Source organism: Bifidobacterium sp. WK012_4_13, from assembly GCF_041080835.1.
GTDB classification, from domain to species: domain Bacteria; phylum Actinomycetota; class Actinomycetes; order Actinomycetales; family Bifidobacteriaceae; genus Bombiscardovia; species Bombiscardovia fermentum.
In genome coordinates, this window is record NZ_CP129683.1 from 1964727 (window position 1) to 1985651 (window position 20925).

Below are 20925 nucleotides of genomic sequence, written 5' to 3' on the forward strand. Positions count from 1 at the left end.
AAAACCTAATTCGAATTGTTTCGAATCAGGGTTAACTAACATGCGACTGAGCATTAACTAGGGGAGAATTCTTATGGACGAATGGATAAATATGATCTGATGGACCGCCCATTCCTTGCAGGACTGACCGCATTGATCCGGCATGCCCGAGCGCGCGTGATGAGATGGTCAATTCATGAGCATGGCTGGGAGGGTGTGACGGAGCATGGCGGGGAACACGACCGAGAGCACGACCGAGAGCACGACAGAAAGCGTGGCAGGGAGAAGAGCAGGGAGAAGAGCAGGGAGAAGAGCAGAGACATCATCGAATCTATTCAGTCGTGCTCGATATAGAATACCTTCGTCTCGCCATAGTTCTTGATCTGCGTGGCATTCCACCCCGTTGGAATCGTGGGATCTGCGGTCCGGTCCGAACGCTCGAGCACGATGATGGTCGCGGCATTGACCAGGGTGCCCGCCGCCAGTTCTTGCAGCAATTGCTCGCATTCCTCGGTGGAATATGCATAGGGTGGGTCGATGAAAATCAAGTCGAATCCCGGTTCTGCAATGTCGGGGTTCTCGCTCGTCTGAGGGTGGGATTGCGAAGCCGTGTCGGCACGCTGGCCGTGCGACCGCACGAACTTCTCCGCCTGAGTCTGCACGGTTCTTGCGCTGGTTTCGCCATCCCAGCTTGAGAGCTTTCTGAGTCGAGAGAAGGTGTTGCGAAGCAATGAACCAGCCTGGCCCGCCGATTCGACAGAAACAAGTCCAGAGGCGCCGCGAGAGAGTGCCTCGATGCCAAGAGCTCCGGTTCCTGCGAACAGGTCGAGCACCTGGGCTTCCTGAACCTGTCCATACGACTCAAGGTGCGAGAAGATTCCCTCTTTCGCGCGGTCGGTCGTCGGTCTGGTTCCTGACTTCGGTACGGTCAGCTGAAAGCCCTTGTATCTGCCCGAAACGATTCTCATATGAATATTCTTTCATCAACGCTGTGCTTGGGATTGCCAGTTTTATTCCATGCTCCAGCTCGACCCGCTCGAGGTGTCTTCAATCACGATTCCAGCCTTGCCAAGCTCGTCACGAATGGCATCGGCCTGCGCGAAGTCCTTGTTCTTCCGAGCCTTGGCACGCTTTTCAAGCTGCTCGCCAATCAGTGCATCCAAGGCATCATGCTCTTGGCTCGAATGGTCATCGTGGGCGTCGCCCGCGACCCACTGAGCGTTCAGCGGGTCAAGTCCCAGCACATCGAGCATGGCTCGCAGCTGCACGACCATGGTCCGCAACCTTGAACCTGTGTCAGTCGCGGGCTGTGCATCAAGCAGTGCGTTGCCCTGGCGGATGGTCGTGAAGATGCTCGCGGCAGCTCCCGAGACGTTGATGTCCTCGTTCAACGAGCCTATGAATTCCGCGGGGAATTCTGTTATGGGCAGTGCAGCGACGTCATCGGTTGAGATGGGCGAGTCAAGCAGGGCGTCGGCGCGATCAAGGAAGTTCATGATACGCTCATGGGCGCTTTCGGCCTCGGCAATCGTCTGTTCGCTCCATTCAAGCATCGAGCGGTATTGCACCGTCGCCATTGCATAGCGCACGACCCACGCCGAATGTTCGGCAAGAATCGAGTCAACCGACAGCCCGTTGCCGAGCGATTTGCTCATTTTCTCGCCCTTGGCCGTGACCCATGCCGAATGCATCCAACGGTGGGCGAATCCCCAGCCAGCGGCCTTGGACTGCGCCATCTCGTTCTCGTGATGGGGGAAGCGCAGGTCGAGGCCGCCGCCATGAATGTCGAAGTCGGCGCCAAGGTAGCGATGGCTCATGGCCGAGCATTCGAGGTGCCAGCCCGGACGTCCCGTTCCGAATGGGGTTTTCCATCGAGCCGTCTCTGGATCGGATGGCTTCGGCGACTTCCACAATGCGAAATCCCGTGGGTCGTGCTTGTCTTCTGAATTGTCTGCGGCATCGGCTGGATTGTATTTGTCATCACCGGTGCTGTCGACGCTCGGCCCCATTCTGTCGGCCACGGCTGCGCTTTCATCCGCTGCCTGTGTGCCAGCCTGCTGATGGGTGAGCTCGCCATACTGTGGCCATGATGGCACGTCGAAATAGACGTTCCCCGAAGGCTTGCCGTCTGCATCGGGCACGACATAGGCATGGCCATTGTCGAGAATGCGCTGAATCAGATCGATCATGTCGGTGATATGGCCGGTTGCGCGTGGTTCATATGTTGGCGCGAGCACGCCAAGCCTTTCGTATGCATGGGTGAATTCGCGCTCATATATATATGCGCGTTCCCACCATTGCTGACCGGCAGCCCGTGATTTATCGATGATCTTATCGTCGATGTCGGTGACGTTGCGAATGAAGGTCACCTTGTATCCAAGCCGGATGAACCATCGACGGACGACGTCAAAGGCCACCGCCGCACGAATGTGACCGATGTGGGGCGAGCTCTGCACAGTGGCCCCGCAGACATAGATGCCCACCTCGCCTGGGTGAATCGGCGTGAACGGCGTTATCCGATGAGTCGCGGTGTCGTAGAGCCTGAGCTGGGGCACTTGGGAAACGCTGGAATCATGCGGTTTAGGGCTTTCTGTCATATACAAGAGATTATTATCGTTGCCCGACATAGCTTCATTGATGGTGCATTGATAGTGCATGGATGTGCAAGTCATCTTGCGCGCATCGCGCAAATCCCACTCCGATTGAACCGATGACACATATGACACCAAGGTTGTTGTGGAGTTTAGAGAAGGTGAGACAATGGAGATTATGGCACAATCAAAGGTCCTCATACTCCAGCATGTCCCTTGGGAGCGACCGGGTCGCATTCTCGAAACCTTGGAGGATGTAGGTTTGGAGACGAATACCTTGAACATCGTCGATGAGAAGAAGCCTGATTTACCAGATTTCAAGGATATTTCCGGGGTTGTGATCATGGGTGGGCCGATGGGTGCCCTTGATTTCGAGAAGCATCCCGGTCTGAAGACCGAGGCAAAGCTGGTTCGCGCGTCCATCAGCGTAGGCAAGCCGATTCTTGGCATCTGCCTGGGGCATCAGATAATCGCGACGGCCCTCGGAGGCAAGCTCACGAGCAATGCGGTCGAGGAAATTGGCTTTGCCCCCATCAAGCGCTTGGATCGGCATGATTATTTTTCCATGTGGAGCAAGGAAGTCAACGTTCTGCACTGGCATAGCGACGTCGTAGGATTGCCCGAAGGCGCGCAATTGCTCGCACGGTCTGAGAAGACGAAGGTTCAGGCCTTTCGCATAGCCTCGGCACTGGGCCTGCAATTCCATCTGGAAGTGACGCCGGCCATGCTCGAGGAATGGCTCGCAGAGCCGAAGATGGCCGGAAAGCTGAGCAAATCCGAAAAAAAGAGGATGCTTGCCGACTTTGAGGAGTGCAATTCGCAGCTGCTCCCGCTCGCAGACTCGGTCTTCAATGGCTTTGCCGCACGCTGCTCGACGTATGCGGGGTTTTTGCAGGGAAAGTAGCCGACTTCGAGTCGACTTTCCGAGTTTTGCGGCAATTGCAATGTATAAAGCCTTGAAAGTGTTGATTTTCCGACGCCAATCTGCGAAAAATGTCCGCCGCTACTTCGAGATTGCCGCAAAACTCGGAAAGTCGCCCGGAAAGGGCGTATCGAGAGCAGAAAAAAGGATTCCATTGAGGTGGCATCGTCCACGGCGGTCGCAAATCGCGCCAATTGACTGGGCATGAACCGGTACACGCAAAAACGCGTACCTTGGAAGGCTAGGCTGAGAATCCAAGATACGCGAAGTGGGGAACGATTCGAATCAGTGCTCTTTAATCAGTGCTCTTTGCTCAGTGCTCTAGCGACGCCTGGAATGGCTTGCGTATAGCCTTCCAGCAAATCATGTGCGATAGAGATCGAATCCACAAGAGGATGAAGGCCGAAGGCAAGCAGAGCCTCGTGCGTTGAATGTTCGGTTGCAGCAAGAATCGCGTGGCGCTCCACTGACTTGACCTGCTGCATCAGACCAAGCTGATGCAGGTCTGGCTGCGCATAGAGTGACAGAGGGTGAACTCCATTGCCATCCACAAGCGTGGGGACCTCAACCACGGCATCGTCCGGCATTGCGTGAACGGTCCCGCTGTTGCGAACGTTGAGAATCATGGTCTGCCGTTCGTTTCTGCTTATGGCTGCCATGACCGCAAGGGCGACGCCTGCGTAGCCAAGCTGCGAGGGGTCGATGTCGTTGTCTCTCTGAGTTGTGGGAGCACCCTGGACGCCCCCCAACGCCTCTGCCATATAGCTGGCATTGCGGGCGTCGACGGTATTCCACCAAATCTGAGTGGCATTCGGCAGATCAGTGCCGGCATGCCGATAGAAGGCAGTCTGGGTCTTGAGCAGATAGTCGCCGCGAGTCTGTGGCGATTCTATGATTCGCCGGACGGCATCCTTATTGTCATAGTAATAATAGAGATATTCGTTCGGCACGGCGCCCAGCTCGCGTATCCAGTCTTTGCCGAATATCTTTGACTCTTCCATCTTGTCGAGCAGGGTGTCCTGCGCCAGAAGTTCGGGCAGCACATCCTTGCCGTTCGAGACGACGCGGCGCATCCACCCTAAATGATTGAGCCCTACGTAATCCATTTGGATGCTGGCATGGTCGACCCCCAGGATTCCCGCCACGCGTCGACCCAGCTCCGATGGTGTGTCACAGATTCCAACGACGCGATCTCCGAGCACGGACTGCATCGCCTCTGTTATGATTCCGGCGGGGTTGGTGAAGTTGATGAAGAATGCCTGAGGTGCGACTTCCTTGACCAGTTGCGCGATGTGCAGCATGATCGGCACCGTTCGTATCGCATAGGCTATGCCGCCAGGACCTGTCGTCTCTTGGCCCAGGACGTTGTGGTCCAGGGCCACGTGTTCGTCGCAGCAGCGTCCTTCCAGCCCGCCCTCACGGATCGCTGCGAATATGAAGTCGGCACCTTCCAAGGCTTCCTTGAGATTGGTCGTGACGGTAAGCGTGGGAACATCGTCGAAGCCTTGGGACAGCTCCTTCAGAATGTTTTCGATGATGCCAAGCCGGGATTCGCTGATGTCATAGAGCGTGACGTGGTCGACTCGCGGTGTGCCCATGTCACGGATTAGCGCCTGCCAGACGAATGGCGTGCGGAATCCACCGCCTCCTAGAATTGCAAGTTTCATGCGACAATGACCTTTCTGCCGCCGCTGCGGCTGTTTTTCAACGATGATTCGGATGTTCCGCTGGTAGTGATGATGGTGTCGATGTGATCGAGATCGCAGAGACGCAGACTTCCCGTCCCGGGGAACTTGTTCTCGCCCGCGAGCAGGACTGTCTGATCTGCGGATCGTATGAGACCGCGTTTGATGGGTGCCTCGACTGCCATGTCATCGACGACGAAGTTGTTCTTGACTCCGGTGCAGCTGAGAAACATCAGGTCGGCGCTCATCTCGTGGATGGCGTCTTCGGCAAGCGGGCCCACAAGCGACTGGTGATTCCTGCGCAGGACTCCTCCCAGCAGAATGATGTCGACGGCGTCATCATCCCGGACCTGATCGAGGACCGCCAGGCTTGACGTGATGATGGTTATGGGTCTGCCGCGCAGCTCGAGTGCGATCAGTGGCGTCGTGGAACCGATGTCGAGGATGATCGTGCTGTTGTCCCTTACCAGAGAGGCTGCCACCTTTGCCATGCTCCGGCGAAGCTCCAGATCCTTCGCGCGGTCGATGTCGATCGGCTCTTCGGCTTCTCCGGTATCGGTTGTGTTGGCGTGGCTTCCACGCGCAAGGACCGCCCCTCCATACTTTCTCTCCAGCAGCCCCTGCTGTTCGAGTCGCGTCAGGTCGCGCCGGATGGTCGACTGACTCACATGCAATGATTCGGCAAGCTCCTTCACGCTTTGGTCGTGCGTGGCTAGGGCAGTCATGATTTCTGTACGTCGTTGATCGAGAAGCATGATTGCAATCATATACGCAGATGATTACAAATGAGCAAACAATTCCATAAAAGTTCATTCAAATGAGCAATGTAACCAGAATTGTGCTTGATTGAAACATGGATGTGATTTTTAATGCGCAAAATAATCATCAATTGATCACCACAATGAGCAAATGGGGAATGATGGACTCAACTTCTGTGGATGTTTTGGTAACGGGGGACGTTTACAGCGATCTCATATTCTCCGGTGTGAAAATTCCTCGTCAGGGAACGGAGACATTCGCACAGAACTTCACCATATCCCCAGGGGGAGCTGCCAACAGGGCTGTTGCAAGCGCGCGCATCGGTGCAGATACCGCGTTGCTCAGCGCCATGGGGGACGATCCGATAGGAAGCATTGTCAGGCAGATGCTCAGCACGGAGAACAACCTCGACATGACGCAGACGCGGTGTCTGACGGGTGTCACGAATCCCGTCAGCGCTGCGATAACCAATGGGTCTGACCGGTCGTTCGTCACATTCCATACCGACAATCCGCAGCCAGTCTGGAATCCGGTCAGGAGCGTCAGGACTGTGATGCTTCCGGCGGAGGAGGAGGTTCCCGATTGGGCGCATCGACTGCATGAAGACGGAACGACGCTCTTCGCAAGCGTCGGATGGGATCCAACTGGCGAGTGGTCGGATTCCCTGCTGCAGCGATTGCGGTCCTTCGATGTGCTGATGCTCAATGATGCGGAAGCCAAAGGCTACTCGCATCGTGATGACTTGAATGAGGCGCTTGAAATATTTTCCGAAGTAGTCCCCACCACAGTCATAACCCTCGGGTCTGGAGGGGCGATGGCGGCATCGGCTGACGGACGGTCTGCCATCCCAGGGATTGCTGTCGATGCCAAGGATCCTACGGGTGCCGGCGACATCTTCAGCGCAGCTTTCATGGCGGGAACGGCATGGAACTGGCCGATTGACGACTGTCTGCAGCTGGCATCCGCCTGCGCCGCATACTCCGTCACCCAGCCAGGCGGCGCGGTGAGCGCGCCCCGACGCGATCAGCTTTCGGAATTCCTCGACGCTCACCATTGCAATGACGAGGATTGGTCCAGGCTCTTGAGCTGGGCGGATTCGAGGGACCGACCGTTGGATTTGTCACCTGATAACAGCTCGTCACCTAATAACAACTAAGGGGAGTGCACTATGAAAAAGAGTCGAATGAGGCTTATGGCCATCGTTTCCATGGCTTCCAGCCTGATGCTTACCATCGCTGCGTGCGGCCCAGGTGCATCGACGGCAAGCCAGACGAAGCTGGGCGATGTGTCGAAGGATGTCGCTTCGGCCGGCAAGGTCACTCTTGTCGTCTGGGACCAGAACACCGACGGTGGAATGCCTCAGGCCCAGAAAGAATTGAATGCCGAGTTCCAGAAGAAATATCCGAATGTGACGATAAAACGCAATTCCCAGTCATTCAGCGATTTGAAGACCACCCTGAAGCTTGCACTCTCTTCGAACAATCCACCCGACGTGGTCCAGGCGAATCAGGGCTACCCCGACATGGGCGCCTTCATCCAGGCGGGGATGATACGGCCAGTCGATGACTATGCAAAGCTGTATGACTGGTCATCGTACTATCCGAGCAAACTGCTGAAGCTCAACAGTTTCAGCAAGGATGGGAAAACATGGCAGGGCAAGAGCCTCTATGGAATCTCCCAGACCGGCGAGCTCGTCGGAGTATATTACAACAAGACGCTCATGAATCAGCTCGGGCTGAAGCCACCGACCACCATCACCGAGCTTCAAAGTGAAATGGCAGTTGCCAAGAAGGCGGGAATACAGCCCCTGTCCTTTGGAGACCTCGACAAATACCCCGGCATCCATCTCTTTGGCTTCGTCCAGTCCGCAATGGCTGGGTCCACCTATGTCAACGATCTTGTCAAAGGCTCCTCCGGGTCCTGGACCAGTTCGGCAACTGTCAAGGCTGCCACGACTATCCAGAATTGGGTCGAGAAGGGATACATAACGCAGGACGCCAACGGTGTATCTGCGGATAGCGCTGCCTCTGACTTCGCATCCGGAAAGGCCCTGTTCAACGTGAATGGCACCTGGCAGCAGCAGACGTACGCAGCGGCGATGGGGAACACCAATGTTGGATTCGTCACCATGGACACGAAGGATGGCAAGCCATCTGCAATGGGCGGCGAAGGCCTGGCCTGGGCGATAACCTCGAAATCCAAGCATCCTGACGTTGCGGCGGCATACATCGACTTCGTGAATACGAGCCATGCCGCGCAGGTGCTGCTCAAGACCGGCAACCTGCCTTCCGTGCTTCCCTCAAGCTATGAGCCCGAAAAATCGACGCTGGCGGCGAGCATCGCGACTCAGTATCGCAAGGTGCAGAAGGCTGACGGCGTCGTCCCCTATCTTGACTACACCACATCGACCTTCTATGACACGTTGACCGCAGGAATGCAGAACCTCATAGCCCGGCAATCCACCCCAACCGAATTCACCGGTGAGCTGCAGAAGGACTATGCCTCCTTCCTGGACAAGCAATAGGGAGATATTCCAATGACTCGAGATGACGAATCAGGTGACGGCAGGTCAGTGCAGCCAGGCCTGGCAGCGAGCAACGAGGAGTATGACGAGAAAAAGCTAAGGGGCAGCAGGTTCAGATCGATCATCGCGCCGTATCTCTATGTCGCGCCTGCCTTCGTGGTTTTCGCCGCATTCCTGGGATGGCAGCTTGTGCAGACAGCCGAATATTCGCTATTCGACTGGGATGGCTTGGGCGCATCGACATTCGTCGGACTGTCGAACTATCTCGAGACGTTTCAGGATCCTGAGATCAGGAGCTCCTTCATCCATGCCCTGGTGCTGACTCTGTTCTATGCCGGAATTCCAGTGATCGTTGCGTTGATACTGACGGTGCTGATTTCTCGTTCGTCCAAGATGAAGGTGATGTCGTTCTATAGGACGGTCCTGTTCCTGCCACAGGTCATCTCATCGGTGGTCGTCGCGACGATATGGGTCTCCATGTATTCCCAGAACGGCTTCATCAATCAGATTCTCAATGCGTTTCATCTTGGCGGTCTCACGCATGCCTGGCTGGGGGATTATTCCACGGCCCTGATTGCGATCGGAGTCGTAGGGACATGGACCAACATGGGCCTGTGCCTGGTGCTGTTCCTTTCGGGAGTCGGAAACATCGAACCGGAGCTTTTTGAGGCGGTGCGGCTGGACGGTGCGAACAAGTGGCAGGAGTTCTTTGCCATTACCCTGCCTGAGCTGAGAGGACAGATCTCGGTTGCGCTGACGCTGACGGTCATCTCGGCATTCAAGACATTCGATCTTGTGTTCGTCACGACGCGAGGAGGTCCAGGCAACAGCACATCCGTGCCGGCATGGGAGGCATATAACAGAGCGTTCAATACCGGGCAGGTGGGCTTGGCGTCGGCGGTCGCCGTGGTCCTGACCGTGCTGATCGTAATCATCACCTGGGCAATCGGCCGCATCGATGCGAAGGAGACAGCATGAAATTATCCAGAAGAGAAGTGGTTGCCAATAACGTGGTGCTGATTGCATTCTCTCTGTTCGCAGTGATACCGCTTGTCGGAGTGCTGCTCTCCTCGTTGACTCCATCGGTTGAGAATTCTGGTGGATTCAGCATTCCCAAGAGTCTGGTCTTCTCCAACTATGGGGATGCATGGACCCAGGGGAGCTTTGGCAGCTATCTGATGTCCAGCGTCATCGTCACCGTGGCCGTTGTCGCCCTTACCGCAGTGCTGGGCATATTCGCCGGATTCGGCTTCTCCCGCTTTCGCTTCCGCGGATCGGGAATTCTTTTCGGCCTCATCGTGATCGGCATGGCCCTTCCATCCGAAGCGTTCATCATACCGCTGTACTTCAATCTGCGGGATGTCGGACTTACTGACAGCTATTGGGCGTTGATTCTGCCTCAGACAGCACAGTCACTGGGATTCGCCGTTTTTTGGATGCGCAACCAATTCCGGGCATTCCCGCTTGAGATCATCGAGGCCGCCCGCCTGGACGGCGCCAGCGATACGCGTGTGCTCTGGCAGATAATGGTGCCGCCCATGATCTCACAGATTGGAACCATGCTGTTGCTGGTGATGATGTGGACGTGGAATGAATTCCTCATTCCTCTGGTCATGATCGTATCCACATCCAGAAAGACGGCACCTCTCGGACTTGCAAGCTTTCAGGGGCAGCATCTCACCAACTACTCGCTGCTCTCTGCGGCGGGTGTTATGGTCGCGATTCCGGTGGTCCTCATATACTTCATCATGCAGAAGAAGTTCATCAGCGGCGTCGCAGGGGGCATCTCGCTGCGGTAGCTCGACGCTCGATTCTGCGAAAGTCGAACCGAAAGGTCGCGTCGAAAGCTGAAAAAGTCCGTCCTTTCGCTTCGATGACGCTATGTCGAGCTATATTTGAGCATCATGCCTGTTTATGACCTTGGATTAGAACACGTCTCCCTTGCCTTTGCCACCACAAATGTTTTCACTGATGTGACGCAGGGCGTTTTCGAAGGCGATAGGATCGGCATCGTCGGCCGCAATGGTGGCGGAAAATCAACGCTGCTGCAACTTCTCGCCGGTCAGCGGCAACCCGATGACGGTCGTGTGACCAGACGCAACGGGCTTGCATTCGGACTTCTTGACCAGCGAGATCCTCTTGACGACAGCCAGACCATCCGAGAGGCTGCGCTCGAGAATCGGGCTGACTATGAATGGGCTGCGGATGCTGCATCGCGCGACATCGTCGAGGCGCTTCTCGGCGGACTGCACCTGGACACGAAAATAGGAGAGCTTTCCGGCGGGCAAAGGCGGCGCGCTGATCTCGCCCGCCTGCTGCTTCACGATTGGGATATTCTCGCGCTTGACGAACCGACGAACCATTTGGATATCGTCACGATTCACTGGCTGGCCGAACACCTGAGGAACCGTTGGTCCAATGGCAGCGGAGCCCTGCTTCTGGTCACGCACGACCGTTGGTTCCTTGATGAGGTCTGCGAAAGCATGTGGGAGGTCCACGACGGCTCCATCGACCCCTTCGAGGGTGGGTACAGCGCATATATGCTTCAGCGGGTGGAACGCGACCGACAGACGGAAGTCGCCGAAACAAAGCGTCGCAATCTTGCGCGAAAGGAGCTTGCCTGGCTGACTCGCGGGGCAAGGGCCAGAGCCACCAAGCAGAAGTTCCATGTCAAGGCGGCGAACGATCTGATCGCTGACGTTCCACCCATGCGCAACACGCTTGAACTCAGACAGATGGCTACGTCCCGTCTTGGCAAGCAGGTAGTCGACCTGAAGCACGTCACTCAGATCTATCAGGAATCCGCAAGTCGGTCGGACGATTCCTCGGCGATACCATCGCCATACGCGGCGCCGACAGTGGAAGCCTCCGTGAAGGTCACCGTGGATGAGACGGTGCATGACCATGCATCCCCTTCGCAGACCGTGGATTCCATGCATGGCGCAGATGGGGTGTCCGCTGCGAAAACCGTTACCGTCACGGGCAGGCGCATCCTCAATGATGTGACATGGCTTATCGGTCCAGGTGACAGAATCGGCATCGTCGGGGCGAATGGGGCAGGAAAATCAACCCTGCTCCGCATACTCGACGGCACGCTTCAACCGACGAAGGGGAATGTCAAGATTGGCAAGACGGTGAGATTCGCAGTGCTTACCCAGCGGCTTGACGAACTCGAGAAGCTCGGCAAATACCGTATAAAAGAGGTGCTGAGCCGATACAAGACAAGCTATGTCGTCGATGGCAAGGAAGTCACGCCCGGCCAGCTGATGGAACGCCTTGGCTTCGAGTCCGCTCAGCTCATGACCCGCATTCAGGATCTTTCCGGAGGGCAGAAGCGCCGCATGCAGCTGCTGCTCATTCTGCTTGACGAGCCGAATGTGCTGGTCATGGACGAACCTGGCAACGATTTGGACACCGACATGCTCGCAGTCATGGAAGACCTGCTCGACACATGGCCTGGAACGCTGATAGTGGTCTCCCACGACAGATATCTGCTTGAACGGGTGACAGACCAGCAGTACGCCCTGTTCGATGGCAAGGTTCGTCACTTGCCTGGGGGAGTGGATGACTATCTTCGCATGGTCGAATCCGGGGACTCTGGCGGTGATGCTGATGTCTCCAATGGTCAGGCAGGAAATGGTTCCGCCGCATCGGAGCTTGGGGAAGACGGAGAGTCCCGTGAAGATGTCAAGTCCCGTGAAGACGTCAAGGCGGAACGCGTTGCAAGACGAGAAGCTGCGAAACGCATCTCGGCCATTGAAAGAAAAATGTCCAAATTGGAAGAGAGCAAGAAGAAGATCGAGCAGCAGATGGCCAATCACGATCCTGCCGATTATGAAGGTCTGAACAAATTCAATGCGCAACTTGAGTCCGTGACGAAGGAAAATGCCGATTTGGAAGACGAGTGGCTCACTTTAAGCGAAGAAATTGCCTGAATGAAGAGCAGATGCCGATTTTTGTGGCCGGATCTAATCTGAATCGCCATTGTTGCGGTTTTTCGTTACGCCGCATCAACGATCTCGACTGAGTTTTTTGCCAAGCAAGCCACAACAACCGGAATGTGCCGCAAAACCGGAGCTTTGCGGCACTAAACCTTGATTCAGCGGCCAGTGACCGTCGAGCCGACGACCTTTTCGCTCAATGCCTTCGGTCCGCGCGTCATGGCGACGGATCCGGAACGTACCAGTTCGATGATGCCATAGTTCTGAAGCAGCCCAAGCAGCGCATCGAGCTTGCCGCCAGCGCCGGTCGCCTCAATCGTGAGCGATTCGGGATGCACGTCGACCACGCGCACGCGGAAGAGCTTCACTATCTCCAAGACGTCGGAGCGGTTGCGTTCGTTCGCCGAGACCTTGATCAGCACCAGCTCTCGCTCGACGGTGTTTTCTGGGTCGAGTTCGACGATCTTCAGCACGTGCAGCAGCTTGTTCAGTTGCTTGATGACTTGTTCCAAAGGAACGGCCTCCACATCCGCCGTGACCGTGATGCGAGAGATGTCATCGCGTTCCGTCGGAGAGACTGAAAGCGAGTTGATGTTGAAGGCGCGGCGTGCAAAGAGTCCGGCAACGCGTGCGAGCACGCCTGGACGGTTCTCGACGAGCACGGAAAGCGTATGGCGGCCTGAGCCAATCTGTGACACTGGATAATTCACCATGATGTTTTCTCAGCCTTCATTCTTGGTTGTTGGCGTTGCAGCCTTGGGCAAGTCCGGCGCAGCCGCGGTCTCCGTGGCTTCTCCATCCTGATTGGGTGAGTAGCGCAGTGGCATCACGCCGGGCTTGTACATCACATCGTCGTTCGAACGTCCGGCCGGAACCATCGGCCAGACCATCGCGTCCTTCCATACTCGGAAATCGATGATGACGGTGCGGTCATTCGTGGCGTTGGCGATGTCGATCGCTTCCAAGGCCTGCTCCTTGGTGAAGGCACGAATTCCCACGCAACCGTAAGCCTTCGCCAAAGTCACGAAATCAGGGATGTCCACGATGGAATCATCGTTCTCGGATGCGAGGCCATCTTCAAGATTCGTCTTCGAGTAATGCTTCTCATAGAACAATGTCTGCCATTGACGAACCATGCCGTACACGGAGTTGTTCAGAATGGCGATCTTCAGCGGGGCGTGCTCGAAGAAGGCTACGGCCAATTCCTCGGAGGTCATCTGGAAGCTGCCATCGCCATCGATGAGCCATACTGGCTTTTTCCCGGCAAAGTCGCGCTGCGACCCGATTTCGGCTCCTATCGCTGCAGGAAGGCCGTATCCCATCGTTCCCAGGCCTCCTGAGGAGACCCATGTATGTGCCCGCTCGAAGTCAATGATCTGGCTGGCCCACATCTGGTGCTGTCCGACGCCGGATACCCAGATGGTATCTGGAGAGGATTGCTTCGAAAGCTGTTCGACGACCCATTGAGGTGCCAGGCTCCCATCGGTCGGCTCGTCATAGCTCAGTGGGTAGCTCTCACTCCAGGCATCGATCGTCTTCCACCATGAATCCAGGTCGGGCTTTCCATGAACGCTCTGAAGACGTTCGATCTCGGGGATCAAGTCGTCCAGCACCTGGGACACGTCGCCGACGATCGGAACGTCCGCATAACGGTTCTTTCCGATCTCCGCGGGGTCGATGTCAATATGTATCACGCGTGCGGAAGGCGCGAATTCATCGACGTTGCCGGTTACCCGGTCGTCGAATCGAGCTCCGATGGCGACCAGCAGATCGCAGCGCTGCACCGCCGCGGTGGCTGCGACCGTGCCATGCATTCCCAGCATGCCAAGCACGGCATGATCCGAGTCGGGCACTATTCCACGCGACTGAAGCGTGGTGACGATTGGCGCACCAGTGAGCTCGGCAAGCTGCTTCACCTCTCGCGAGGCATCCGAGCGAACGGCGCCACCGCCGACATAGAGCACCGGACGATACGAGGTGGTGAAAAGCTTGGCGGCATCGGTCAGCACATGGCCATGCGCCTTGGTCGTTGGGTTGTACCCTGGCAGGATCATGCGCTGTGGCCAGGAATAGTGCATCTCTCCTGTCTGCGCCGTCTTGGTGAGATCGACGACGACCGGACCGGGACGTCCCGATCTGGCAATGTAGAAGGCCTCTGTGAGCACGCGCGGAATGTCTTCCGCATTGGTCACCAGAAATGAATGCTTGGCCACCGGGTATGTGATGCCGACGATGTCGGCCTCCTGGAATGCATCGGTGCCGATCGAAGAAACATTGACCTGTCCAGTGATCACCACGAGTGGGACGGAATCCATCATCGCATCCGCAATGGGCGTGACCATATTCGTCGCCCCGGGACCTGATGTGACCAGGCATACGCCAACGCGTCCGGTGGTGACGGCATATCCTTCCGCCGCATGACCTGCGGCCTGCTCGTGCCGAGACAGGATGAAACGGAATGCGGTGTCGTCGTGAATGGCGTCATAGGCTGGAAGAATGTATCCTCCCGGAATGCCGAAAACGTCCTTGACGCCTAAATCGACCAGCGAGCGTACCAGAGCCTGAGCTCCGGTCATCGTTTCGCCGTTTGCGGCTGTGCCGCTGGCGGGAGTCTTTGCTGATTGCTTGGCTGAATCGTCCGGGGTGTTGGGAACCCCACTGAATGCCTGTAGAGGCGTGGGCAAAACCATGATTTCCTCTCACATAGATGTACGTGGAATTCGTACTCATGTCTAAATCGTATCGCGGGAATTTCAGCACCAGCATGGCTCCGGATCGTGGAACTCGTGATTCCAACGTATCTGCGCGAAGCCAGATGGCGCGCACTTTTGCATTCATCCTAGTGTAGGTGTCCGGACGTTGAAAATCGTTCACGTGTCACATTGCGGATAACGTCAGCTCATGGGGAGCTCCAAAAGCCGAGGTAATTACAGCGAGATTCCGAGTTTTGCGGCAAATCGTGAGTATAAATGCCCCAAAACGGCTTTCTGGCGGTGCCAAATCAACGATTACAACACGTTATACTTCAGAATTGCCGCAAAACTCGGAATCTCGAATCAAACGATCATGATTGCGGCTGTTGCTGGCTCTTTTCTGCGTCCAAAAGCTTCCACGCAACCTCTGCCGCAGCCAACTGGGCCTTGCGCTTGCTGCTGCCCTCGGCACTGGCAAGAATCTTGGGCGAATCGCCAAGCATGACCTCTGCAGTGAAGGTCTGCTGATATTCAGGGCCTGAAACCTTCATGCGGTAGTGAGGCTCGCCAAGATTCATATGGTTTGCCTTCACTGTCAGCGAGGTTTTCCAGTCCAGAGCCGGACCTTCGGTCGCGACTTCCGCCAGGGTATCGTCAACGAGACGATGCACCACCTTGCGGCCACCTTCGATGCCATGCTCGACAAAAACCGCACCGATCAGCGCCTCGACGGTGTCGCAGAGAATGGAATCCTTGTCGGCGCCGCCGCTTGCGGACTCGCCGTGGCCAAGAAGGATGTATGGGCCCAGCTTCAACTTGGTTCGAGCGATTGCGGAAAGCGCCTCTTCCGATACGGCCTTTGCCCGCATCTTCGCGAGCTGCCCTTCGTTCATGTCAGGGTGAATCCTGAACAGTGTCTCCGTGGATACGAGCTCAAGCACCGCGTCGCCAAGGAATTCCAAACGCTCATTGTTTGGCAGTCCATGGTGCTCATTGGCAAAGGAACGATGGGTGAGCGCATGGACGAGAAGATCCGGACTCACCGGACTTCCCAAAGCTTCCAGCAGCTCATCCGGGCCACTGGGGGCTTTCGGCTGGGAAGCCACGAAAGACGGGTTTCCGGTCGATGCAGAGGCCGTTTCGGATGCTGATTGGTTCGAGATTTCCTTGTGTTCCTGCTGAGACATGAATCCTCCTGAACGCGCAACGATTGAACGGCATATCGGTCAATCGTTCTGCGCGGATTGACGACCGACTGGACTTACTGGCTGAGTGACCGAAAACGACCTTTGGAGCAACTGTCATCAGCCATCGAAGAAACGAAAACCCCGCCACCCGTCGATGGCAGGGTTTCATTGATGAGCCTGAACGCTCCTCATTACTTGCTGAAGACTGATTTCACCGCATCCTGATAGACGCGGCCGCGGAATGAACCGCAGCTTGGGCAAGCCATGTGTGGCAGCGTCGCTGCGCCGCAATTCGGGCAGGTGACGGTCTGTGTTGCCGATGCTTTCCAGTTGGCGCGACGCGAATGAGTGTTTGCGCGCGAAGTCTTATACTTTGGCAGTGCCATAATTTCCTCTATTTCGATTAATCTACATAGCTTAAGCGTTCAGTATCTTAGCGCATGGTGCTGATTTTGTCATCTTATGACAATGCGCGCTTGTCATGAGCACAAATCAGCCGAAGAAGTCTGCTGGCCGGTCCTGGTACGAGGCACATGAAGATGTTCAGATGCTGTTCGAACTGAGACATGCAGCCAGTGCCAGTCAGCCGTCAACCAGTCGCTAGTCCGTCGCGTCGTCGCCTTTGTCTTTCAACTGATCGCTGAGCCCTGCGAGACCCGCCCATCGAATGTCGGTGACGTCATGGTGATGATCCGGATTATCGTTCAGATTGATGCCGCATTGGGGGCAGAGTCCTTGGCAATCCTCTTCGCACAATGGTTGCAATGGCAGTGATTCGACGAGATTGTCGCGGACAAGGGCCTCGACGTCGGCATATGCGGAACCGGCCGAAAGCGGATAGGTGTCCTCTGCCTCGTCTTCCTCAGCGATGATGTCGATGTCGCCATGCTTGTCTGCCGGGGTTGACCGCGAAGCGCCGCGTCCTGCAACGTCGGAATTATATGGAAAGAATGCCATCGCATTGACATGCCAATCCTTGGATATCGGCTTGAGGCAGCGGATGCATTCTGCATGGACGGGTGCAACGATCAGTCCGTTGAATATGAGTCCGTCGGCAATCGAGTCGAAGCTACCCTCAACATGCACGTCGGAGCCCTCTTCGACGCCTATGATTCCATCTCCGATGCCGCTTGGCGCAGGGCAATCAAGGTCGACCGACTTGCTCTGCCCCGCCCTGCTGGCAACCTGTGCCACGGGAATCGACCAAGGTGAATCCTCTGGTCTACTCATATCATTCTCCTCTGCTGCCGCTGCAAGCTGCATGGTGTTCGAGAATCAGCTCACTGATTCTGCTGGGATTGCTGAGACTGCTGCTGAGCCTTCTGCTGCCGTTCATCAAGGACCCTCAGTCCCGCCTGCACATCCTGCTGAATCTTGTTGAGTTGCTCGTCCAGGTCATTCATCACTCTGATGGAATAGCGATCAGCTCCCTGAGAGAGTGTAGACGCCTTCGAGCGTGCCGTGTCAAGAATGACCTTCGCCTTCTGTTCCGCGATGGCGACCACATTCTCTTGACCGGCAAGAAATTGCGCCTGCTCCTTGGCTTCGCGGACGGTGTCGGCGGCCCTGCTCTGAGCGCTTGCAATGATTGCGTTCGCCTGAGTTCTGGCATTCTGCAATCTGCGCTCTGACTCTCGCATCAGGGCAGATGCACGTTCAAGCTGAACCGGCAGCATCTTTTTCAGTTCCACTATGCTGTTGGAGAACTCATTCTTGTCGATTTTCACCACCCCGGGCGTGAACAGCCCGGCCTTGGCTTCGTCCAGACTCTGCTGCATAGCGTCGATGATGTCATAGACCGTGGTGAATTCGGCATGCGATGAATCTTCGTCACCGTCATCAAAAGACTGGCCGCCATGGCGTTCGCTCATATCGGGCAGCGAATCTGGAGAGAAGAGCGGTTGAGCGTTCTGCTTGGAATCCGCGTATGACGCGGAGTTGACTGCAGCCGCGGGAACGAACCCCGTCGCCTCATTGTCGGCATCTTCATTGTCGGCGACTTCATCGTTGGTCACCTCACTCTGTCTGCGATAGGCGGCGTAGGGGTCCTTGGTGGATTCGCCGCGCTGGGCTGAGCTGCTCGACGCTGGGGCGGGACGCGGCATCGGCGAAGGTTCAACGGAATCGTGATTGGGTTCGTCTTCTTGGTCTGCTGGGGAAGTTGAGTCTGAAGATTTACCAGCAGCCTGTGGCACCTGAGGAGCCTGAGGAGCGACGCTCCCGTCGGCTGACACGGCGAAGCTGCGCACTTCCGATTCGCCCGTGTCGTCGTCCATCGCGCTGCCATGCAAGTCATTGTTCTCTGTGTTGTCTGTCATATTGAACTCTTTTCACCGTTAAGTGCTCGACGCAGCATGGCCACGACGCAATCGGGAACCATGCCGGTAACATCGCCACCATGTCTGGCGACATCCTTGACGATGGAGCTGGAAATGTGCTCCCTCACCGGATCCGCCGGAAGAAACAGCGTCTCAACGTTGGAGAGCTTTCGATTCACCAGAGCCATCCCCAACTCGGCCTCGTAATCGCCATTCTGTCGTAATCCCTTCACGATAACCGAAGCACCCACATGCATGCAATAATCGGTTATCAATCCGCTGGTGGCGACAACCTTGATTTTCGAGTATCCATCGTCGTCCAAAGCCCTTCGAATCATCAGAACGCGCTCCTCGTCGGTGAAGAGCGGCGTCTTTGCCGCATTCGCGGCCACGACGACGTGAACCTCGCAGAAAAAGTTGCTGCATCGTTCGATAACATCCATATGTCCCGATGTCACGGGGTCATATGAGCCTGGGCACACTGCAATAGTCATATGAAACAGAGTAGCGCGTTTGGCGCATTCACGGTGCATGATGAAACCGCGTGGTCCGAGAGTCATATGAGATTTCTCTTGCAGCATGAGGTGTTCCCCATGGAATTGCTTCTAAGATGGTAGGCATGAGCATGATGAACGAGCGGATGAGCAAGCGAGAGAACAGCCCCTTGCGGATAATGAACGAGGAAGGCGAATCGCCTCTTTCCGATCCTGACCAGTCCACTGGGACCGCGGTCCTGGAACGTCCTGAGACCAAGGAAGAGACGAGGCAGTCCGATGACGGCGATGCGGACAGATTCGCCCATTATGTTTCGAGAGAGCGCATCGCTGAATCGCGAATGACCGGAAGGCCGGTGGTTGCGCTGTGCGGCAAGGTGTGGGTGCCGAAGCACGACCCGTCGCAGTATCCGGTCTGCCCGGATTGCAAGCGCATATATGAGGAGATGCGCCGCTGAGTCCTCGTTTTCAGTGCAGACTGGTCGACGAATGGAGCGGGCTTGCAAGTTTTTGGCACTTCCTCAGGTATGCAAGCTGACTTTCGGCCTAATCGCGCGCATTCGTTCGCGTCCTTTAGCGGCTTTTGGATTTCTATACTTGAGGAAGTGCCAAAAACTTGAAGATTCGTCCCTCTGCTGCCGTTCGCCATCATGGTAACCGGGGATTCTCAGCAAGGCGTGCGCATCAGAGCCATGGCCGGGTCGGCTGACGGAGCATTCGGGTCGGCTGCCCTGCAGGTCTCTGAATCACTCAGCGTCGATTACTCAGCATCGATCACTCAGTGTCGATCACTCAGCATCGTTTCCAAGTGAGATTCGATCGATGCTTCGTAGCTCGTCATCGCTGAACGAGAGATTCTTCAAGGCTCCGATGTCATCGAGAATCTGCGACGGCTTGGAAGCTCCGATAAGCACGCTGGTGATGCTGCCATCCTTGAGAATCCATGCAAGCGCCATCTCTGCAAGAGTCTGACCACGATGCGAGGCGACGTCATTGAGCTCGCGAATCTGCTCCAAGCGTTTCTTGGTTATTGCTGATGAATTCAGGAACCGTCCGTCACGTGCGATTCTGCTGTCTGAAGGAATGCCATGAAGATAGCGGTCAGTGAGCAGCCCCTGTGCAAGGGGACTGAAGGTGATGATGCCCTTGCCAAGCTCGTTCGCCGCGTCCTTGAGGCCGTTGCGTTCGATGGTTCTGTCGAAAATGGAGTAACGATTCTGATTGATGATGAATGGGCAATGCAGCTCGTCAAGCATCCTGGCTGCACGCTTCATGGTCTCGCCGTCGTAGTTTGAGAGTCCGACGTACAGTGCCTTTCCGCTCTTCACAGCCGAATCCAGAGCCCCCACTGTCTCTTCCAAGGGAGTGTCCGGATCCATGCGATGGTGATAGAAGATATCGACATAGTCGAGGCCCATGCGTTCGAGACTCTGATCCAGGCTGGCTAGCAGATACTTTCGGCTGCCGCCATCGCCGTAGGGGCCGTTCCACATGGGGTAGCCGGCCTTGGTGCTGATGACCAGCTCATCGCGATAGTCGCGAAGGCCACGTCCGAGTATGCGACCAAGGTTGCGCTCTGCGCTGCCGCTGGAAGGCCCGTAGTTGTTCGCTGCATCCATATGCGTGATGCCGTTGTCGAATGCCGTATAGATCAGTTCCTCCATGCGGTCCATCGCGGCTGCATCGCCGAAGTTGTGCCACAGTCCGAGACAGACCTCTGGCAGCTTCAGTCCGCTGCGCCCTGCTCGGTTGTAGCGCATTGAATCATAGCGACCCTCGTTCGGTTCGATATGTCCATTGATGTATTGCATGGATTGCCTTGTCTGCTCTGT

At 56.2% G+C, this 20925-nt stretch carries 20 protein-coding genes; 8 read left to right on the forward strand and 12 right to left on the reverse strand.

The window, feature by feature from the left end:
- Positions 1–81: 81 nt before the first annotated feature.
- Positions 82–333 carry a hypothetical protein gene (locus QN062_RS07885; RefSeq protein WP_369341272.1) on the forward strand — a complete coding sequence of 84 codons (252 nt, stop codon included), beginning with the start codon at positions 82–84 and terminating at the stop codon, positions 331–333.
- On the opposite strand, the gene QN062_RS07890 is transcribed toward QN062_RS07885, so the two are convergent.
- Together QN062_RS07890 and cysS are read right to left on the reverse strand one after the other, a co-directional pair.
- A complete protein-coding gene (locus QN062_RS07890; protein ID WP_369341273.1) occupies positions 315–947 on the reverse strand; it encodes an RsmD family RNA methyltransferase in 633 nt (210 codons plus the stop codon). The genes QN062_RS07885 and QN062_RS07890 overlap by 19 nt on opposite strands.
- A 42-nt stretch (positions 948–989) precedes the next feature.
- Positions 990–2576, reverse strand: a complete 1587-nt coding sequence (cysS, locus tag QN062_RS07895) for a cysteine--tRNA ligase (RefSeq protein ID WP_369341274.1) — start codon at positions 2574–2576, stop codon at positions 990–992.
- Between the two features lie 172 nt (positions 2577–2748).
- Here cysS and QN062_RS07900 point away from each other — a divergent pair, with 172 nt between their 5' ends.
- Positions 2749–3474 carry a type 1 glutamine amidotransferase gene (locus tag QN062_RS07900; RefSeq protein WP_369341275.1) on the forward strand — a complete coding sequence of 242 codons (726 nt, stop codon included), beginning with the start codon at positions 2749–2751 and terminating at the stop codon, positions 3472–3474.
- Positions 3475–3791: 317 nt separating this feature from the next.
- Here QN062_RS07900 and QN062_RS07905 read toward each other — a convergent pair whose 3' ends face one another.
- The gene (locus QN062_RS07905) at positions 3792–5159 is read right to left on the reverse strand and encodes a 6-phospho-beta-glucosidase (RefSeq protein WP_369341276.1); all 1368 of its coding nucleotides are present in this window, start codon (positions 5157–5159) and stop codon (positions 3792–3794) included.
- Positions 5156–5902: a DeoR/GlpR family DNA-binding transcription regulator gene (locus QN062_RS07910; protein ID WP_369341277.1), complete on the reverse strand. Its 747-nt coding sequence runs from the start codon at positions 5900–5902 to the stop codon at positions 5156–5158. Before QN062_RS07910 ends, QN062_RS07905 begins: the two co-directional genes overlap by 4 nt.
- 191 nt (positions 5903–6093) lie before the next feature.
- Here QN062_RS07910 and QN062_RS07915 point away from each other — a divergent pair, with 191 nt between their 5' ends.
- From QN062_RS07915 to QN062_RS07935, 5 genes are all read left to right on the forward strand, one after another.
- The gene (locus QN062_RS07915; RefSeq protein ID WP_369341278.1) at positions 6094–7092 is read left to right on the forward strand and encodes a carbohydrate kinase family protein; all 999 of its coding nucleotides are present in this window, start codon (positions 6094–6096) and stop codon (positions 7090–7092) included.
- A gap of 12 nt (positions 7093–7104) precedes the next feature.
- The gene (locus QN062_RS07920) at positions 7105–8460 is read left to right on the forward strand and encodes an extracellular solute-binding protein (protein WP_369341279.1); all 1356 of its coding nucleotides are present in this window, start codon (positions 7105–7107) and stop codon (positions 8458–8460) included.
- Between the two features lie 12 nt (positions 8461–8472).
- Positions 8473–9438, forward strand: a complete 966-nt coding sequence (locus tag QN062_RS07925; protein WP_369341280.1) for a carbohydrate ABC transporter permease — start codon at positions 8473–8475, stop codon at positions 9436–9438.
- Complete coding sequence (locus tag QN062_RS07930; protein ID WP_369341281.1) at positions 9435–10259, forward strand: carbohydrate ABC transporter permease; 825 nt, start codon at positions 9435–9437, stop codon at positions 10257–10259. The genes QN062_RS07925 and QN062_RS07930 overlap by 4 nt, the downstream gene beginning before the upstream one ends.
- A gap of 105 nt (positions 10260–10364) precedes the next feature.
- On the forward strand, positions 10365–12395 hold the full coding sequence (locus QN062_RS07935; RefSeq protein WP_369341282.1) for an ABC-F family ATP-binding cassette domain-containing protein: 2031 nt from the start codon (positions 10365–10367) through the stop codon (positions 12393–12395).
- 164 nt (positions 12396–12559) lie between these two features.
- On the opposite strand, the gene ilvN is transcribed toward QN062_RS07935, so the two are convergent.
- The 7 genes from ilvN to coaD form a co-directional block, all read right to left on the reverse strand.
- Positions 12560–13114 (reverse strand): acetolactate synthase small subunit, encoded by a 555-nt coding sequence (gene ilvN / locus QN062_RS07940; protein ID WP_369341283.1) that lies wholly within the window; start codon positions 13112–13114, stop codon positions 12560–12562.
- 9 nt (positions 13115–13123) lie between these two features.
- On the reverse strand, positions 13124–15091 hold the full coding sequence (locus QN062_RS07945; protein WP_369341284.1) for an acetolactate synthase large subunit: 1968 nt from the start codon (positions 15089–15091) through the stop codon (positions 13124–13126).
- A 374-nt stretch (positions 15092–15465) separates the two neighbouring features.
- Positions 15466–16281: a ribonuclease III gene (rnc, locus tag QN062_RS07950; protein ID WP_369341285.1), complete on the reverse strand. Its 816-nt coding sequence runs from the start codon at positions 16279–16281 to the stop codon at positions 15466–15468.
- Positions 16282–16472: 191 nt separating this feature from the next.
- The gene (rpmF, locus tag QN062_RS07955) at positions 16473–16667 is read right to left on the reverse strand and encodes a 50S ribosomal protein L32 (RefSeq protein WP_369341286.1); all 195 of its coding nucleotides are present in this window, start codon (positions 16665–16667) and stop codon (positions 16473–16475) included.
- Between the two features lie 214 nt (positions 16668–16881).
- Entirely contained in the window at positions 16882–17511 is a 630-nt protein-coding gene (locus QN062_RS07960; RefSeq protein ID WP_369341287.1) for a DUF177 domain-containing protein, read from the reverse strand.
- A gap of 50 nt (positions 17512–17561) precedes the next feature.
- Positions 17562–18599, reverse strand: a complete 1038-nt coding sequence (locus QN062_RS07965; RefSeq protein WP_394854702.1) for a cell division protein — start codon at positions 18597–18599, stop codon at positions 17562–17564.
- Complete coding sequence (gene coaD / locus QN062_RS07970) at positions 18596–19093, reverse strand: pantetheine-phosphate adenylyltransferase (protein ID WP_369341288.1); 498 nt, start codon at positions 19091–19093, stop codon at positions 18596–18598. The genes QN062_RS07965 and coaD overlap by 4 nt, the downstream gene beginning before the upstream one ends.
- A gap of 179 nt (positions 19094–19272) precedes the next feature.
- Here coaD and QN062_RS07975 point away from each other — a divergent pair, with 179 nt between their 5' ends.
- On the forward strand, positions 19273–19551 hold the full coding sequence (locus QN062_RS07975) for a DUF3039 domain-containing protein (protein WP_369342580.1): 279 nt from the start codon (positions 19273–19275) through the stop codon (positions 19549–19551).
- Positions 19552–19881: 330 nt separating this feature from the next.
- Here the strand turns inward: QN062_RS07975 and QN062_RS07980 are convergent, their stop codons facing one another.
- Positions 19882–20904, reverse strand: coding sequence for an aldo/keto reductase (locus QN062_RS07980; protein WP_369342581.1), 1023 nt, complete (start codon positions 20902–20904; stop codon positions 19882–19884).
- Between the last annotated feature and the right edge of the window lie 21 nt (positions 20905–20925).

Bases quoted from the DNA above. Each gene is read 5' to 3' on its own strand.
- QN062_RS07885 (WP_369341272.1), top strand. From the start codon at position 82: ATGGATAAATATGATCTGATGGACCGCCCATTCCTTGCAGGACTGACC.
- QN062_RS07890 (WP_369341273.1), bottom strand. From the start codon at position 947: ATGAGAATCGTTTCGGGCAGATACAAGGGCTTTCAGCTGACCGTACCG.
- cysS (WP_369341274.1), bottom strand. From the start codon at position 2,576: ATGACAGAAAGCCCTAAACCGCATGATTCCAGCGTTTCCCAAGTGCCC.
- QN062_RS07900 (WP_369341275.1), top strand. From the start codon at position 2,749: ATGGCACAATCAAAGGTCCTCATACTCCAGCATGTCCCTTGGGAGCGA.
- QN062_RS07905 (WP_369341276.1), bottom strand. From the start codon at position 5,159: ATGAAACTTGCAATTCTAGGAGGCGGTGGATTCCGCACGCCATTCGTC.
- QN062_RS07910 (WP_369341277.1), bottom strand. From the start codon at position 5,902: ATGACTGCCCTAGCCACGCACGACCAAAGCGTGAAGGAGCTTGCCGAA.
- QN062_RS07915 (WP_369341278.1), top strand. From the start codon at position 6,094: ATGATGGACTCAACTTCTGTGGATGTTTTGGTAACGGGGGACGTTTAC.
- QN062_RS07920 (WP_369341279.1), top strand. From the start codon at position 7,105: ATGAAAAAGAGTCGAATGAGGCTTATGGCCATCGTTTCCATGGCTTCC.
- QN062_RS07925 (WP_369341280.1), top strand. From the start codon at position 8,473: ATGACTCGAGATGACGAATCAGGTGACGGCAGGTCAGTGCAGCCAGGC.
- QN062_RS07930 (WP_369341281.1), top strand. From the start codon at position 9,435: ATGAAATTATCCAGAAGAGAAGTGGTTGCCAATAACGTGGTGCTGATT.
- QN062_RS07935 (WP_369341282.1), top strand. From the start codon at position 10,365: ATGCCTGTTTATGACCTTGGATTAGAACACGTCTCCCTTGCCTTTGCC.
- ilvN (WP_369341283.1), bottom strand. From the start codon at position 13,114: ATGGTGAATTATCCAGTGTCACAGATTGGCTCAGGCCGCCATACGCTT.
- QN062_RS07945 (WP_369341284.1), bottom strand. From the start codon at position 15,091: ATGGTTTTGCCCACGCCTCTACAGGCATTCAGTGGGGTTCCCAACACC.
- rnc (WP_369341285.1), bottom strand. From the start codon at position 16,281: ATGTCTCAGCAGGAACACAAGGAAATCTCGAACCAATCAGCATCCGAA.
- rpmF (WP_369341286.1), bottom strand. From the start codon at position 16,667: ATGGCACTGCCAAAGTATAAGACTTCGCGCGCAAACACTCATTCGCGT.
- QN062_RS07960 (WP_369341287.1), bottom strand. From the start codon at position 17,511: ATGAGTAGACCAGAGGATTCACCTTGGTCGATTCCCGTGGCACAGGTT.
- QN062_RS07965 (WP_394854702.1), bottom strand. From the start codon at position 18,599: ATGACAGACAACACAGAGAACAATGACTTGCATGGCAGCGCGATGGAC.
- coaD (WP_369341288.1), bottom strand. From the start codon at position 19,093: ATGACTATTGCAGTGTGCCCAGGCTCATATGACCCCGTGACATCGGGA.
- QN062_RS07975 (WP_369342580.1), top strand. From the start codon at position 19,273: ATGAACGAGGAAGGCGAATCGCCTCTTTCCGATCCTGACCAGTCCACT.
- QN062_RS07980 (WP_369342581.1), bottom strand. From the start codon at position 20,904: ATGCAATACATCAATGGACATATCGAACCGAACGAGGGTCGCTATGAT.